Consider the following 15,166-nt stretch of genomic DNA (forward strand, 5'->3'; position numbering starts at 1 on the left):
CCGAAAACGAGAAATTCGGCGACCGCGTCCTCCTGTCGCCCCCCGGCACCGACGCCGACGCCGAAGAACGCAAAGCCGAAGCCGAAGACGACGACGAACTCGACTACTACGACTGGTGGTTCGTCACCAAGCAGCAGTAACGCTGCCCACGAAACGGCGCACGTAGCACAGCCAGTCAACCGAAATCCATCCGCACTCCCACACGAGAATGATCGACCCAGTCATCGCCAGCAGACTTCAGTTTGCGGTGACGACGATCGTCCACATCATCTTCCCAGTGATGAGTATGGGTCTCGCGCCCTTCCTCATCTACTTCACGTGGAAAGAGATTCGGACGAACGAACAGATATACGAACAACTCAGGTCCTTTTGGACGAAGATCTTCGCGATCAGCTTCGTCGTCGGTACCGTCACAGGAATCGTCCTAGAGTTCGAGTTCGGGACGAACTTCGCCGCGTTCTCGAAGACTGCGGGCGAACTGTTCGGCGGGCCGCTCGCGATCGAAGGGATGATGGCGTTTATGCTCGAGGCGACGTTCCTCGGCATCTTCATCTTCGGCCGCGAGCGCGTCTCCGATCGGCTGTATATGCTGTCGAGCGTCCTCGTCGGCCTCGGCACGTGGCTGTCGGCGGTCTGGATCCTGATCGCGAACTCCTGGATGCAGACCCCACGCGGCTTCGATATCGCGATGGAGAGCGGCCAGCCGATCGTCTTGCTGGTCGACCCGATCGCCGCCTACGCCAACCCGCGGTTCCCGTGGATGTACGTCCACATGCAGAACGCGGCCGTTCTCTCGGTCGCGCTGTTTATGGCCGGCGTCGCCGCCTACTTCGTCTGGCAGAACCGCGACACCGAGTTTTGGCGCAAGACGATGAAGATCGCGATCGCGGTGCTCCTGGTCTCGGCACCGTTCCAGGCCATCCACGGCGACGCCTACGGGCGACACGTCGCAGAGACCCAACCGCAGAAGTTCGCCGCGATGGAGGCCCAATACGAGACCGACTCCTCGGTCGGGTTGAAGCTCCTCGCGTTCCCGACGAGCGTGGAGAGCCTCACCGATCCGCGCGCGGAGAACCTCTTCGTCGTGGAACTGCCGTTCCTCGCATCGATCCTGGCCAGCGGGGGTGATCCGGGCGCCACCATCACGGGCTTGAACGACGTTCCGACGGAAGATCCGCCGGTCGCCATCGTCTTCTGGGCGTTCCGCGCGATGGTCGGCCTCGGAATGTGGTTCATCCTGCTCGCGTTCTGGGGTGGCTTCCGCTGGTACCAGGGAACGCTGTTCGAGGACGACCTGCTGGCGAAAGCACTCGTCGGCTCGTCGGTCCTCGGCATCCTGACCGTAGAGTTGGGCTGGATCGTCACCGAGGTCGGCAGACAGCCCTGGGTCATCCAGGACGTGTTGAAGACTCACGCTGGCGTCTCACCGGGGCTAACGGGCGCTGAAGCGCTCGTGACGCTGGCCGGCTTCGTCGGCGTGTACGCCGCCCTGCTCGGGCTCTACACGTACGTCATCGCGCGCATCATCCGCAACGAAGCACCGACGAAGCCGCCGACGCCCGAACGCGAACGCGACGCGCCCGATTCCGTGGGGGTCATCCCGAGCGATGACTGACCTCCTCGCTGCGACGACGCTCTCCACGCTCGCGGACGGCCCGCTGTTCGGGCTCCCGTTAGCGAAGCTCTGGTTCGGTCTCATCTTCGCCGTGCTCGGGACGTTTCTGTTCCTCGACGGCTTCGACTTCGGCGTCGGGGCGCTGTTCGCGACGCGGACGACGGACGCCGAGCGCGAGCAGTTGCTGGCGGCGATCGGGCCGTTCTGGGACGGGAACGAAGTGTGGCTCGTCGTCTTCGGCGGGATGCTCTTTGCCGTCTTCCCGACCATCTACGCCGACCTGTTCAGCCGGCACTACCTGCTGATGTTCGGCATCCTCGCCGCGCTCATCCTCCGCGGGCTCGCGCCGGAGATGTACGAACAGCGGCACGACGAGGCCTGGCAGCGCTGGTGGGGCCGCTCGTTCGTCGTCGGCAGCGTCACCGCGCCCCTCTTTTTGGGGATCTTCACGGGCAACTGGCTGTTCGGCGTCGACGGCTTCGTGTCGGTCGCGAGCCTGCTCGTCGGCCTCGCAGTCGTCGCGCTCACGATCGTCGACGGCGCGGCGTACCTCGGCGTGAAGACGCGTGGTGACGTCCGAAGCGAGACGCGGGCGATGGGGTTGCTCGCACAGGTCGTGTACCTGCTGCTCGCAGTGGCTGCAGTGGTCGTCGGCTCACAAGCGGTGGAGCACGTCACGCTCCTCTCAGTCCCGGTGCTCGCGCTGCTCGGCGCGACGGTCCTGCTCGCGGCCACGTACGCTGTCGCCAGCCGACTCGGCCGCTGGTACGTCGCGTTCGTAGCCGTCGCCGGGCAGGTGTACGGGCTCGTCGCCCTCGTCGCGACACTCCTGTATCCGATGATCGACCCGGTTACCGGACTCGCCGTCGGAGAGGCCATCGTCTCGACGCTGCCGCTCAATCTCACGTCGATCGGGGCCGCGTTCTTGCTGCCCCTCATTGCGACGTACTTCTACGTCCTCTACTCGGCGTTCAGCGGACCAGTCGAAGAAGCAGAATCCTACGCCTGAACGCCGCCAGCCGCTTTTTTACTCGCTCCAGCGCCGGTAGAACCCGACGCTGAACGCCAACAGGATCGCGCCGATCCCGAGGTTGCGGAACAGGTTCCCGGGGTCGCCAGTGAGCGTGTACTGGAGCACGCCCACGCCGATCAAGAACCCGATCACCAGGAGTGACAGCAGTAGCATCAGCGTCTCGGTTTCGAAGGCGCCGCGGTCACTCACGACGACAGCACCTCTGTCGTGCCGCGGTGCTCGCGCTTCGGTGTCGGTCTCGACGCAGTCGGTGACCAGTACGTCTCGCTGCGGGTCGGTGCTGATGGAAGGAGACGGGTATCATCGCTGGGATGGGACAGGGAGGGGAACGAGTAAATCGTGGGGACGGCACCTCTCGGGAGAGGCGTCGGTTCGTCGTCGTGGTACGTCGTCGATACCGATCGGCCTCTGAGACGGCTCAGAGCGTCGCCTTCTTCGAGAGCCCGATGCCGCTCATCAATACGCCGGCGGCGATGAGAAGGCCGAGGCCCAGCGCCGTTACGATGTCGCCGAGGCTGAGCATCCAGGCGGCTCCGATGACGCTCGCGAGGATGATCGCGACGCCGGCGACGAACAGCGAACTGTTGATTCGGTCTCGGTCCTGCCGCAACGAACCCAGTTGACTCATATCTAGTTTTAACGCTCGAACGGCCTAAAACGCACAGTTGCGGGTGATTATCTGATCGTCTTTTCGAAGGGGAGCAGATCTGTCGGAAATAATTTCACAGCGTCTCATTTCTGAGAGTCATCTCCGTAGTAGCAGGCCTCACGGAGCTGAGAAGCCCCTCTCGTCTGCTCGTGGCAGAATTTTAGGCCCACCAAAAACGTTATATCAGGTGGAGCGTCATTCTCCGATAATGGATAGCACCGACGCGGTGAACTCCGAACCCACGAACGAACGCGACGAAGCGGCCGCCGATGCGACGGTTGACATCTCAGCACACCAGTCCTCGCCCGACCGCGTCGTCTTCACCGAAGACGGCAACAGCGATGGATGGATCGCGTTCGATGCCGAATCCGTCGTCGCACTCCACCGCTGAGGAGCGCGCTCCGACGACGGTACACCTCTGAACGACGCTACTCCGACTCCATACTGACGAGCGTGTCGTCTTCGAGGTAGTGTTCGATGTGGTGGGCCGCTTCTTCGACCTCGATGAGGTTCTCCCGGAGGAGATGTGCGGTCGTCTGATCGCCGAGGTTCGCCGCGAGTTCGATGTGCTCGCGGAGCGTCTCGATGATGTCGCCGTACATCTCCATATCGTTCCGGAGCGACGTGCGGACGTCGTAGACGTCCTCGTCCTCGGCTTCGACTGGCGCGTGCTCGTCGAGTGACGTCATCCCGGCCATTGGGACGCCGCCGAGCGCCTGCACGCGCTCTGCGAGTTCGTCGGCGAACTCCTCGGCATCTTCGGCGGCCTCGCCCAGGAACAGGTGGAGATCGCGGAACTCCGCACCCTCGACGTTCCAGTGGTGCTTTTTCAACTGGTGGTAGAGGACGTACGTCGACGCGAGGTCCGTATTCAGCGCGTCGACGAGCTGTGATGCTTTCTCGGCGTCGATGCGGAGCGCCTCGCTTCCCTCGACTTCGTCGGCGTGCTGTCGGACCGTCTCTTGGGTGCTCATCGCAGCCAACGGTTGGTTCGCGACGGACTTAATACTTCGACCGACGGAAACATCTTTTTGGTAAAAACAAATATATTCTATGCCTGGATGGACCAGCGACGGCAGACTCGATCTGCCGTCGAGAGTACCGTTCAGCGGGATTATCGTACGTGCTCATATAGTAGCGTTTGCAAGTCTTCACGCACCGAACCGCACTTAGTCGTGCGATTGGCTGTGTAATCAGTTGCAAACGCTACGATAGATTTCTCGCCGGACGGTACGGCGAGACTCTCCGAACAGTTACGATCCCTATCAGTCGGTCGTGATGCCGATATCTTCCTGCGGGTAGCTCATCTCCACGATCGTCTCGTGGTGGCGGCACTCTTCGAGCGCGTGCTTGGCGTCCATTCCCGCGGTATGCGGGTTGTCGGCGATCCCGACGCCGACTTTGAGCTCGACGCCGGCCTCGGCCTCGACGTGCTCGATCGCGTCGCGGTAGTCGGCCTCGTCCATCGCTGGACAGATCGAGATGATGTTGTCGCCGCCGACGAAGAACGAGAGCGCGCCGTACTCCTCGCGGAGGTAGCGCATCACCGCCGCGTACCCCTGTTCGATCTGGATGAAGGAGTCGAACTCGTTGAGCCGGTCTGTGTATTTGCCCGTCGCGTCGTTGACGTCGAAGTGAGCGATCTGGACGTCGCCGGGCGTTCGGCGGCTCTCGGTGAGGTACTCACCCGCGAGCACCTCGCGGCGGTCGCCGTCCTGCGCGGAGCCGGCGCGCTGGAGCCCCGCAGTCGCCGATTCGAGCGCCTCGACCGGCGATGGATCGGTCCCCGTTCCCAGACTGATGGTGACGGGATAGCGGTTGCCGATCGACTCCTGGAGGAGTTCGTGGTCCGCCTCGTCGAGCCCGTTGGTGATCGCGACCATATTGTCGAAGCGCGTGAAGAAGGCGTAGCCGTCGCGACTCCCGATGAACTGCGCGAGGTCGGCGAAGAGGCGAGATTGCAGGGTCTGGAGGTCCATCTCGCGGCGCGGCTCGGGCGTCACGGTCCACGGCCCGTAGTTATCGATCTGAACGAGAGTGAGCTGGGAGTTCGTCACATCTGTCCTCTGGGACGTAGCGTATATCGTTCTTTCCGTATCAGATTAGTTTACCGTCTCATTTTTGGAACGTGCGGGCCAATAACGAACGGCAATAGAACCGGCCGATTGACTCCACCGTCGCGCCCGCTACGTTCAACACCACCAGGTCCCTACCACCGTCAATGGGTGTTCGCGGAGTCATTTTCGACGTGGACGGGACGCTAGTGCGGGGGAACGAACCGATCACGGGAGCAGACGTCGGCCTCGCGGCCGTCGAACGCGCCGGCCTCCGCCGACTGTTCGTGTCCAACAACCCGACGAAGCCGCCCGCAGCGTACGAGCGCCGACTCGGCCGCGCCGGCATCGCGGCGGACGCTTCAGATGTTATCACTGCGGGCACCGTGACTGCGGCGTACCTCACCGAGCACCACGCGAGCGACGAGATCGCCGTGGTCGGCGAATCCGGCCTCGTCGAACTCCTCCGCTCGGCCGGCCTCTCAGTGACTGCAGTCGGATCCGGGACGGACGCCGCGGCTGCCGCGTCTTCGACCGACCGCGACGCCGAAGCACAGATGGACGGCGGTGCCACTCCCGACGTCCTGGTCGCATCGGTCGACCGGGACTTCCACTACGAGACGCTCCGGGAGTCGCTGTGGCTCCTCGAAGACTCCTCTGTCACGTTCGTCGGCACGGACCCCGATACCGTCATCCCCGCGCCGGAGGGTGACGTTCCCGGGTCGGGTGCGGTGATCGACGCGATCGCGAACGTCGCCGGGCGAGACCCCTCGATCGTTCTGGGCAAACCGAGCGACACGGTGCGAGCGATGGCGCTCGATCACCTGGACCTCCCGCCCGAGGACGTGCTCGTCGTCGGCGACCGACTCGACACCGACGTCGCTCTCGGCGAGCGCGCCGGGATGACGACCGCGCTCGTCCGGACCGGTGTGACCGACGAGACAGACCTCGCAGCGTCGCCGATCGAACCGGATTACGTGCTCGACTCGCTCGCGGAACTTCCGGAACTTCTCGCGGATACGGGAGACGTGTAGTCCGAGAAAACATTCGTTTCGGACAATAAGTATAACAGATCTCGGTCCGTCTATCGCGATGGATTATGGGCAAGAAGATCCTGATGATCGTCGGCGACTTCGGCGAAGACTACGAGACGATGGTTCCGTACCAGGCGCTGGAGATGGTCGGCCACGACGTAGACACGGTCTGTCCGGAGAAAGAAGCGGGCGAGACGGTCAAGACGGCGATCCACGACTTCCGCGGGGACCAGACGTACCTCGAAGAGCGCGGGCACGACTTCGAGGTGAACACGACGTTCGCAGAGATCGACCCCAGCGACTACGACGCGCTCGTCGTCCCCGGCGGGCGGGCACCCGAATATCTCCGCACGTACGACGCGGTCCTCGACGCAGTCAGGCACTTCTTCGAGGAGGACAAACCGGTGGCGGCAGTCTGCCACGGGCCGCAGATCCTCGCGGCCGCGGGCGTCCTCGACGGTTACGAGATGACCGCCTATCCGGCGGTACGCGCCGAAGTCGAAGCCGCCGGCTGTTCGTGGGTCGACGAGGTGACCGTCGACGGCAACCTCGTGACGGGGCAGGCGTGGCCCGACCATCCGGAGTGGCTCGCCGCGTTCCTCGACCTCCTCGGGACTGAGATCGACGCTGGCGTTCCGGCCGCCGCAGACGACTGATATTTGCTGTGTGGTAACGTCTGACAAATATTTATATACTATCGCGGCGTTCCTCACAGTATGGAAAGTCAGCCGAACAGTCCGTACGTCTACTCCGAGGACGCCCCGGAGCCTGCCGAACCGTACGTCTCACACGACGAAGTCGAAGAAGCGGCCTTGCCGGATCCGGAAGGCCGGGACGTGATCATCGCCGACGGCCAGGCGATGAGTTTCCGCGCCTATCACCGGCGCTGAACGCGGGTTTCGAGTCGGCCGCAGTTAGAAGGCGTCGCCGTGAACGGTGACGTCCGCGCGGAGTTCTTCTCGGAGCGCGGAGTGGACGTGACAGACGTCTTTCGCGCGCTCGAGGATCGTCGCGAGCGTCTCGTCGTCGAGGTCGGCTTCGACGTAGATGTCGAAGCGGATGGCTTCGAGGTCGTCGTCCTCGTCGAGGTCAGCGTCGGCGTCGATCTGGACCTTCCCGAGGTCGTCGTGGCCACGCTGCTGGCCGCCCACGCGGAACGCGGGGAGGAAGCAGGAGGCGTAGTCGGCGACGAGGACGGCGTTCGGGTTCGGCCCAGCCTCGTCGAGCGCGTCGATAGTGAGCTCGAATTCGCCCACCTGGCTGGTACTCGCGAAGCCTTCCTCGCTGACGGTCGAAGTCTGAATGTCGCTCATTCCGTCCGGAGGGACGGAAGGGACGGCCCTAAAGGTTACTTACCGGACCGAGCGGTGACGCTCGGACTGCACTGTGACGGGAGTTTCGGGACTCACTCCAGCGTGAACGATTCGTCGCCGTCGAGGACGTGGACCTCCGCGGAGGATCCCGTCGCTTTGACCTCGCGGACGACGTCGTCGGTGTCGATCTCGATCGGCGGGAACGAGTCGTAGTGCATCGGCAAGAGGTGATCGACGCCGAGCCAATCGGTCGCGATGGCGGCCTGCGCCGGTCCCATCGTGAAGTGATCGCCGACCGGGAGCGCAGCGGCGTCGGGTTCGAGGTAGGGTCCGATGACGTCTTTCATCTCGGACATCAGGCCGGTGTCGCCGGCGTGATAGAACGTCGTCGCGTCCGCGTCCGACTCCTGGGTCGGCTTCTTGTCGCTGATGATGAAGCCGGCGGGCATCCCGAGGCTGTGTTCGTAGCCCGTGTTGAGTCCGTTCGTGTGATCCGCGCGGTGCATCGTCACGAACGCCTCGCCGCACTCAACGGTACCGCCGATGTTCATCCCGATGCTGTCTGTAAAGCCGACTTCCTCCTCCATATACCCGGTCAGCTCCGGGACAGCGACGACTGTCGCGTCGGTGAACGCGTCGGCGTCGCCGATGTGATCGGCGTGGCCGTGCGTCAAGAGGACGTAATCCGGCGTCTCGACGTCCGAAGCCGAGAGCTCGGTCTTCGGGTTCGAGAAGAACGGATCGATCAGGAAAGTCGTGCCGTCGACGTCGACGTGCCACGTGGAGTGGCCGTGCCAGGTGAGTTCCATCGTCATCGTCCGCTAGCATATTCTTCCGGATCGACAATAAAGCGTACTGTCGATAGAGAGAAATGTACACAAGTGACACTCGTCGATCACGTATATATTCTCGGCCGTCGACGTGTGAGTATGGACCACGAGATCAACTACCAACCATCGTTCGCCCTCCTGACCGTTTCACTCGACGCCGAGGAGTCGATTCGAGCGGAGGCGGGCGCGATGGTCTCCCACGACACGACGATCGAGATGCAGACGAACGCCACGGGCGGCTTTCTGTCCTCGATCAAGCGCTCGCTCGCCGGCGAGAGCTTCTTCCAGAACACCTTCACGGCGAATGCCGCCGGCGACGTCCAGTTCGCGCCCCCGCTGCCAGGCGACATCACTCACCTCGACCTCGGTGATGAGACAGTGTACGTCCAGTCCGGATCGTACCTCGCGGGTGACGCCGACCTCGACGTCGACACGGAGTTCGGCGGCGGACGCACGTTCTTCGGCGGCGAAGGCTTGTTCCTCCTGAAAGTGAGTGGGAGCGGCCCGCTGTTCCTGTCGAGTTACGGGGCGATTCATCCGGTCGACGTCGCCGAGGAAGCGCCGTTCGTCATCGATACGGGCCACATCGTCGCCTTCGAGGAGTCGCTCGACTTCACCGTCCGTCGGGTCGGTGGCCTGCGATCGACGCTCACGAGCGGCGAGGGCCTGGTCTGTGAGTTCAGCGGCACCGGCACGGTCTGGCTCCAATCGCGGAGTATGGACGCGTTCGTCGCGTGGCTCGCGCCGCAACTGCCAGCGCAGTCGAGCGGCAACTGATAGGGATTATCGTAAGTTCTCATAGATTTCCCGCCGGACGGTACGGCGAGAATCTCCAAACAGTTACGATAGTCCCTATGAGCGTCGGCAGCGACGACGCCCTCGAAGCGCTGGCCACACCTCGCCGACAGCCTCCGTAACTCTTTCGTGAAACTCGACACACGGGCGTGGAAGCCCTCCGTCGTTTCCGAGATAGAAAGAACGAAACACCGCCGCGCCGTCGGTTCCGACGTGCACACCGTTAGATTCCGAGACCCCGCAGGGTCGATTCGACAGGGCGAATGGCACGGTGAGGAAGTCTCCTTCGGTGGCGAGACGTACGACCTAGAGGAGGTCGACGTACTGCCACCGAGCGATCCGGACAAGATCGTCTGTATCGGCCGGAATTACGCCGATCACGCGGCGGAAATGGACAACGAGATCCCGGACCGACCACTCCTGTTCCTGAAGCCCCCGAACACACTCGCGGGCCACGGCGATACGGTCACGCTGCCCGCTGGGAAGGACCAGATCGACCACGAGGCCGAGATCGCTGTCGTCATCGGAAAGCAGGCCCGGAACGTCGATGCCGCAGACACGATGGACTACGTCGCGGGCTTCACCTGCCTGAACGATCTCTCGAATCGCGACGACCAGCGCAAGGAGAAGAACTGGGTCCGCGGGAAGGCGTTCGATAACGCCGCGCCGATGGGGCCGGTCCTCGCGAGTCCCGACGAGGTCCCCGACGACGCCGACATCGAACTCCGCGTCAACGGCGAGACGAAGCAGTCGTCCTCGCGTGACCACCTCGCGTTCCCCGTTCCCGAACTGATCGAGGAGATCACGACGTATCTCACGCTGGAACCGGGCGACGTCATCGCGACTGGCACGCCCGCGGGCGTCGGCCCGCTCTCGGACGGCGACACCGTCGAAGTGGAAGTCGAAGGGGTCGGCGTCCTCGAACACGACGTCCGAATCCCATAGCGGCCACCAACGTTCGCCGTCGACATTTTCCGTTTATTTCGAGGACGAGCGGACACGTCCCAGTGACTCTCCTCTGCGCCGACGAAGGAAAATCCATAAGTTTAGGCTCGCCTAATCCGATTTCGTGGAACTGACTCGACGCGATGCGCTGGCGGCGCTGGCCGCTGTGGGGGCGACGGTCGGTGGCGGCGTTCTCGCCGGACGGCACGATCCGCCACGGGCAGATGCCGCATCGGACGCCGGTAGCGGGTCGGCAGCGGAGCCGACGCTCTCGACAGACCTCCTCGATCTACTGGACGCGGCCGCAGAGGTCGTCTACCCGAGTGGCGTCGACGGTCGCCGCACGTTCGTCGAAACGTACGTCTTGGGTCGGACCGAGAACCGGCCGGTGTACCGCGAGGGGCTTCAGGAGGCGGCGGCCCAACTCGACGCCGTGGCACGTGACTGGCGCGGGCAACCCTACGCCGACCTCGACGCCGACGTCCGCGACAAACTGCTCCGCGATCTGGGTGTCGAAACGGCGGAGCCGGTGGCTGACGGAACGATCACCGAACGGATCCGATTCTACGTCGTCAACGACCTGCTCTTCGCGTTCTACTCGTCGGCGACGGGCGGCCGACTCGTCGGCATCGAGAATCCGATCGGCCATCCCGGCGGCATCGAGAGCTACCAGCGCGCGTCGATGTCGTCCTCGTCGACCGAGCGCAGTGGAGGGACAAATGAGCGCTGACGGCGGCAGTGGCGGAACTGACGGTGGTGTCGGCGACGGTGTCGACCGAACGCCCTCGCCCAGCGCGGACGTCTGTGTCGTCGGCTCAGGGCCAGCGGGTGCGCTCGTCGCGCACCGACTCGCAGACGAGGGCACGAACGTCGTCGTCCTCGAAGCGGGACCGCGCTTCGAGTTCTCCGAACGCACTGCACAGCAGGAACGGCACATCCGCCCGGGGATGGAAGACCCGTGGGAGATGGGCGGTCCGCGCGACGCCTACAGTACCGAAGGGCGACACTATCCGCTGAACGCGGCGCGCGTGAAGGGCGTCGGCGGGTCGACGCTGCACTGGCAGGGGATGGTGATGCGGCTCCACGAGCGCGACTTCGAGATGCAGACGCGCTACGGCGTCGGCACTGACTGGCCGATCGACTACGACGACCTCCAGTCGTACTACGCCGACGCGGAGCGCGCATTCGGCGTCGCAGGCGCGATGGACAACCCCTACGCGCCGCCACGCGAGGCACCGTTCCCGCTCCCGGCGTTCCCCCCGTCGTACTCGGATTCCCTCTTTGCGGAGGCCTGCGAGCGGCTAGAGATCGATATGCACTCGGTGCCGAACGCGCGGAACTCCGAGCCCTACGATGACCGTGCCCCGTGTCTGGGCTACGGGACATGTAAGCCGGTCTGTCCCTCCGGGGCGAAGTACACCGCGGAGTCTCACGTCTCGAAGGCCGAAGCCGCCGGTGCGCGGGTGATCGACCGGGTGCCAGTCCAGCGCCTCGAACACGACGAGGCGGGAGAGACGATCGAAGCCGCGGTGTATGCGACGCCCGATGGGACCGAACACCGACAGACGGCGGGGCAGTTCGTCCTCGCCTGTGGCGGCGTCGAGAACGCGCGGCTGTTGCTGCTGTCGGCGTCCGAGCAGCATCCCGACGGTTTAGCGAACTCCTCGGGCGCTGTCGGACGCTTCTTTATGGATCACCTGTTCGCTGGCGCTGGTGGGCGTCTCGACGAACCGACTCGGCAGAATCACGTCGGCTTCAACACCAGCGAGACGCACCAGTTCTACGACGACACGGAGCCGGTCGAAGGGCTGAAGCTGGAGTTCCTCAACTACGCTGGCCCCTCGCCCGTCATCGAGGCGCTCGGTGCGGACACCTGGGGCGACGAGCTCGTAGCGCAACTCAGCGAGTCGTACGGCACCCACGTCGCGGTCGGCGGTCTCGTCGAGCAGTTGCCCGACGCCGAGAACCGGATCACGCTCGATCCGGACCGCCGCGACGACCACGGGAATCCGGTCCCGCACGTCGAGTGGTCGCTCGGTGAGCGAACCGAGCGAGCGATCCGGCGCGCGAACGAGATCCAGCACGCGATCTTGGAGGAACTCGGCGCGTCGATCGAGTGGACAGTCGGCCCCGAGAGCACCGGTCCCGCGTACCACCAGATGGGAACCACGCGGATGGGGTCGGATCCCGGACAGAGCGTCGTCGACGCCGACTGCCGGACGCACGACCTCTCGAACCTCTGGATCGTCGGGTCGTCAGTGTTCCCCACGGGCGGTGCGATGAACCCGACGCTGACCATCGCCGCGCTCTCGTTACGGACGGCCGACGCGCTGTCGGCGTCGCTGTCGGACCGCTAGTGGCTTCTATTGGCGAGCAGTCGGCACAGAGGCTGAAATCCCGCGTCGACGTGCCGAACGACCGCAACCCGACGCGGGGCAGATTCTACGTCACGGGGTCGCTGGCCGCGTCTTTGTATATAAACCTCCGTTCACACCGGGAATCAGCGGGCCGTTCCGAGCGCGCCAGGCGCTACTGAGACGCACCCTTAAAGACCCGCGGGCGACAGCGTACGAGTATGCAACCGAGGGACCTCTCCGCGCACGAGGCGTACGTACCCGGACGCGGAGCCGAGGAGGTGGCCCGCGACCTCGGGATGGACCCCGAGGAGTTGACGAAACTGTCTTCGAACGAGAATCCGCACGGGCCGAGTCCGGACGCGGTCGCGGCCGTCGAGGCCGCCGCGCCCGACGTGAACGTCTATCCGAAGGCGTCGCACACGGATCTCACCGACCGGATCGCCGAGCAGTGGGGCCTCGACTCCTCGCAGGTGTGGGTGAGCGCCGGCGCTGACGGCGCGATCGACTACCTCTCGCGGGCGTTTCTGGAGCCCGGCGACGAGATTCTCGTCCCCGAACCGGGCTTTTCGTACTACCCGATGTCGGCGCGGTACCACCACGGCGAGGCGTCGTCGTACCGCATCTCGAAGGCCGACGACTTCGAGCAGACGGCCGACGGCGTCCTCTCGGCGTACGACGGCGAACGGATCGTCTTCGTCACGACGCCGCACAATCCGACTGGCTCGGTCCTGCCGCGCGAGGAGATCCGCGCGCTCGCCGAGGGCGTCGCGGACCACACGCTCCTCGTCGTCGACGAGGCGTACGCCGAATACGCCGACGAGCCCTCTTCGATCGACCTCCTCGACGAGTACGAGAATATGGCGGTGCTGCGAACGTTCTCGAAGGCCTACGGCCTCGCCGGCCTGCGGATCGGCTACGCCGCCGTCCCGGAGGCCTGGGCCGACGCCTACGCCCGCGTGAACACGCCCTTCGCCGCCAACGAGATCGCCTGTCGCGCCGCGCTCGCCGCGCTCGACGACGGCGAGCACCTCGAGCGCTCGGTCGAGACCGCCCAGTGGGCCCGCGAGTACTACCACGAGCACCTCGACGTGCCGACGTGGCCCTCTGGCGGCAACTTCGTCCTCTGTGAGGTCGGTGACGCGACCGCGGTCGCCGAGGCGACCCAGGTGCGCGGCGTCATCGTCCGCGACACCTCCAGTTTCGGCCTGCCCGAGTGCGTCCGGATCTCCTGCGGCACCCGCGAGGAGACCGAACGTGCGGTCGACGTACTCAACGAAGTCGTCGCCGAGGTCCGGCCGGAGGCGACCGAGCCGTGACGCGCATCGCGCTCACCGGCACGCCCGGGACGGGCAAGACGACCGTCTCCGAACTGGTCGCCGAACGGACCGGCGTCGACGTCGTCCACCTCAACGACGCGATACGCGAGGCGGACCTCTTCGACGAGCGCGACGCCGAGCGCGACTCGCTTGTCGCCGATCTCGACGCCGTCGAAGCGTGGCTCGACGAGCACGAGGACCGCGTCGCAGGCGAGAGCGACGCGGAGACGCTCGTCGAGTCACACCTGTCGCACCTCTTGGACGCCGACCAGGTGATCGTGTTGCGCTGTCGTCCCGACGTGCTGAAGCCCCGGCTCCGCGAGCGCGGCGAGTCCGAGGCTTCCGTGGCTGAGAACGCCGAGAGCGAGGCGCTCGACGTGATCCTCGCCGAGGCGGTCGAGCGCCACGGCGAGGGGGACGTCTGGGAGATCGATACGACCGATCGAACGCCCGACGCGGTCGCCGACGACGTCGTCGCCGCGATGGAGGGCGAAGTAGAGTCCCGAGTGGGAATCGTCGACTTCATCGACTACCTGTGACCCTCGACCAGTACCGGGATCTCGCGGACCGACTGCTCGCCCCGTTCGTCGCCGCCGCCGACCGACTCGGGCTGAGTCCCGACGGCGTCAGCGTCGTCGCCTTCGGGTTCGCGGTCGCGGCCGGCGGCGCCTTCTACCTCGCGACGCCGCTTTGGTACGCCCTCGGCGCGCTGTTCGTCTTCGCCAACGGCTGGCTCGACCTCGTCGACGGCGCGCTCGCACGGGCGCAGGGCGTCTCCAGCGAGGGCGGCGACCTGCTCGATCACGTCCTCGACCGCTACGCCGACATCGCGATGCTCGTCGGTCTCGCCGCCGGCATCGACGGCTACGCGCTCGGTCTCGCGGCGGTCACGGGCGTCCTGATGACCTCGTATCTGGGCACGCAGATCCAGGCCGTGGGACTCGGTCGCGAGTACGGCGGCCTCGTGGGGCGCGCGGACCGCCTCGCGCTCATCGGCGTGGCTGCAGTCGTCGCTGCCGTCTCGCTCGCGCTGGCCGCCGTGCCGGTCCGCGTCGTCGGGCTGAGCGTCGTCGGCTGGCTGTTAGTCTTCTTCGCCGTCGTGGGGCATCTCACGGCGCTCCAGCGCTTCTGGGGCGCGTGGTCCGACCTCTCGTAGCGCGTCGGGCCTCGAACGGCACGTCTGCCGGCGAGTCCGGAGTACACAAAAGCCCATCTCCCAAACCAC

The 15,166-nt window shown here is 65.1% G+C and carries 19 protein-coding genes; 13 read left to right on the forward strand and 6 right to left on the reverse strand.

Annotated features, from left to right (window positions below):
• Positions 1 to 208 precede the first annotated feature (208 nt).
• The gene (locus D3D02_RS15100; protein ID WP_121570826.1) at positions 209 to 1,615 is read left to right on the forward strand and encodes a cytochrome ubiquinol oxidase subunit I; all 1,407 of its coding nucleotides are present in this window, start codon (positions 209 to 211) and stop codon (positions 1,613 to 1,615) included.
• Positions 1,608 to 2,624, forward strand: a complete 1,017-nt coding sequence (locus D3D02_RS15105; RefSeq protein WP_121570827.1) for a cytochrome d ubiquinol oxidase subunit II — start codon at positions 1,608 to 1,610, stop codon at positions 2,622 to 2,624. The genes D3D02_RS15100 and D3D02_RS15105 overlap by 8 nt, the downstream gene beginning before the upstream one ends.
• An 18-nt stretch (positions 2,625 to 2,642) precedes the next feature.
• Here D3D02_RS15105 and D3D02_RS15110 read toward each other — a convergent pair whose 3' ends face one another.
• Together D3D02_RS15110 and D3D02_RS15115 are read right to left on the reverse strand one after the other, a co-directional pair.
• Positions 2,643 to 2,837, reverse strand: coding sequence for a hypothetical protein (locus tag D3D02_RS15110; protein WP_121570828.1), 195 nt, complete (start codon positions 2,835 to 2,837; stop codon positions 2,643 to 2,645).
• 229 nt (positions 2,838 to 3,066) lie between these two features.
• A complete protein-coding gene (locus tag D3D02_RS15115; protein WP_121570829.1) occupies positions 3,067 to 3,276 on the reverse strand; it encodes a hypothetical protein in 210 nt (69 codons plus the stop codon).
• Positions 3,277 to 3,505: 229 nt separating this feature from the next.
• Here D3D02_RS15115 and D3D02_RS15120 point away from each other — a divergent pair, with 229 nt between their 5' ends.
• Entirely contained in the window at positions 3,506 to 3,688 is a 183-nt protein-coding gene (locus D3D02_RS15120) for a hypothetical protein (protein WP_121570830.1), read from the forward strand.
• A gap of 37 nt (positions 3,689 to 3,725) precedes the next feature.
• Here D3D02_RS15120 and dpsA read toward each other — a convergent pair whose 3' ends face one another.
• Positions 3,726 to 4,271, reverse strand: a complete 546-nt coding sequence (gene dpsA, locus D3D02_RS15125) for a DNA starvation/stationary phase protection protein DpsA (protein WP_121570831.1) — start codon at positions 4,269 to 4,271, stop codon at positions 3,726 to 3,728.
• A 291-nt stretch (positions 4,272 to 4,562) separates the two neighbouring features.
• Positions 4,563 to 5,354: a GTP cyclohydrolase III gene (locus tag D3D02_RS15130; RefSeq protein WP_121570832.1), complete on the reverse strand. Its 792-nt coding sequence runs from the start codon at positions 5,352 to 5,354 to the stop codon at positions 4,563 to 4,565.
• 164 nt (positions 5,355 to 5,518) lie between these two features.
• Here D3D02_RS15130 and D3D02_RS15135 point away from each other — a divergent pair, with 164 nt between their 5' ends.
• The 3 genes from D3D02_RS15135 (at position 5,519) to D3D02_RS20970 (ending at position 7,275) form a co-directional block, all read left to right on the forward strand.
• On the forward strand, positions 5,519 to 6,385 hold the full coding sequence (locus D3D02_RS15135) for an HAD-IIA family hydrolase (protein WP_121570833.1): 867 nt from the start codon (positions 5,519 to 5,521) through the stop codon (positions 6,383 to 6,385).
• 65 nt (positions 6,386 to 6,450) lie between these two features.
• Positions 6,451 to 7,041 (forward strand): DJ-1/PfpI family protein, encoded by a 591-nt coding sequence (locus D3D02_RS15140; protein WP_121570834.1) that lies wholly within the window; start codon positions 6,451 to 6,453, stop codon positions 7,039 to 7,041.
• A gap of 60 nt (positions 7,042 to 7,101) precedes the next feature.
• Complete coding sequence (locus D3D02_RS20970) at positions 7,102 to 7,275, forward strand: hypothetical protein (protein ID WP_199723118.1); 174 nt, start codon at positions 7,102 to 7,104, stop codon at positions 7,273 to 7,275.
• 24 nt (positions 7,276 to 7,299) lie between these two features.
• On the opposite strand, the gene D3D02_RS15145 is transcribed toward D3D02_RS20970, so the two are convergent.
• Together D3D02_RS15145 and D3D02_RS15150 are read right to left on the reverse strand one after the other, a co-directional pair.
• Entirely contained in the window at positions 7,300 to 7,698 is a 399-nt protein-coding gene (locus D3D02_RS15145; RefSeq protein ID WP_121570835.1) for an OsmC family protein, read from the reverse strand.
• A 92-nt stretch (positions 7,699 to 7,790) separates the two neighbouring features.
• Positions 7,791 to 8,507, reverse strand: coding sequence for a metal-dependent hydrolase (locus tag D3D02_RS15150; RefSeq protein WP_121570889.1), 717 nt, complete (start codon positions 8,505 to 8,507; stop codon positions 7,791 to 7,793).
• Between the two features lie 120 nt (positions 8,508 to 8,627).
• On the opposite strand from D3D02_RS15150, the gene D3D02_RS15155 reads away from it, so the two are divergent.
• The 7 genes from D3D02_RS15155 (at position 8,628) to D3D02_RS15185 (ending at position 15,097) form a co-directional block, all read left to right on the forward strand.
• Positions 8,628 to 9,305, forward strand: coding sequence for a TIGR00266 family protein (locus D3D02_RS15155; protein ID WP_121570836.1), 678 nt, complete (start codon positions 8,628 to 8,630; stop codon positions 9,303 to 9,305).
• 231 nt (positions 9,306 to 9,536) lie between these two features.
• Positions 9,537 to 10,268, forward strand: coding sequence for a fumarylacetoacetate hydrolase family protein (locus tag D3D02_RS15160; RefSeq protein WP_121570890.1), 732 nt, complete (start codon positions 9,537 to 9,539; stop codon positions 10,266 to 10,268).
• A 124-nt stretch (positions 10,269 to 10,392) separates the two neighbouring features.
• A complete protein-coding gene (locus D3D02_RS15165; protein ID WP_121570837.1) occupies positions 10,393 to 10,998 on the forward strand; it encodes a twin-arginine translocation signal domain-containing protein in 606 nt (201 codons plus the stop codon).
• Positions 10,988 to 12,625 (forward strand): GMC family oxidoreductase, encoded by a 1,638-nt coding sequence (locus tag D3D02_RS15170; protein WP_121570838.1) that lies wholly within the window; start codon positions 10,988 to 10,990, stop codon positions 12,623 to 12,625. Before D3D02_RS15165 ends, D3D02_RS15170 begins: the two co-directional genes overlap by 11 nt.
• Positions 12,626 to 12,843: 218 nt before the next feature.
• Positions 12,844 to 13,941, forward strand: coding sequence for a histidinol-phosphate transaminase (hisC, locus tag D3D02_RS15175; RefSeq protein ID WP_121570839.1), 1,098 nt, complete (start codon positions 12,844 to 12,846; stop codon positions 13,939 to 13,941).
• A complete protein-coding gene (locus D3D02_RS15180) occupies positions 13,938 to 14,480 on the forward strand; it encodes an adenylate kinase family protein (protein WP_121570840.1) in 543 nt (180 codons plus the stop codon). Before hisC ends, D3D02_RS15180 begins: the two co-directional genes overlap by 4 nt.
• On the forward strand, positions 14,477 to 15,097 hold the full coding sequence (locus D3D02_RS15185; RefSeq protein WP_121570841.1) for a CDP-alcohol phosphatidyltransferase family protein: 621 nt from the start codon (positions 14,477 to 14,479) through the stop codon (positions 15,095 to 15,097). The genes D3D02_RS15180 and D3D02_RS15185 overlap by 4 nt, the downstream gene beginning before the upstream one ends.
• Positions 15,098 to 15,166 lie beyond the last annotated feature (69 nt).

It is taken from the genome of Halobellus sp. Atlit-38R (genome assembly GCF_003665925.1).
In the GTDB taxonomy this organism is placed as follows: domain Archaea; phylum Halobacteriota; class Halobacteria; order Halobacteriales; family Haloferacaceae; genus Haloquadratum; species Haloquadratum inordinatus.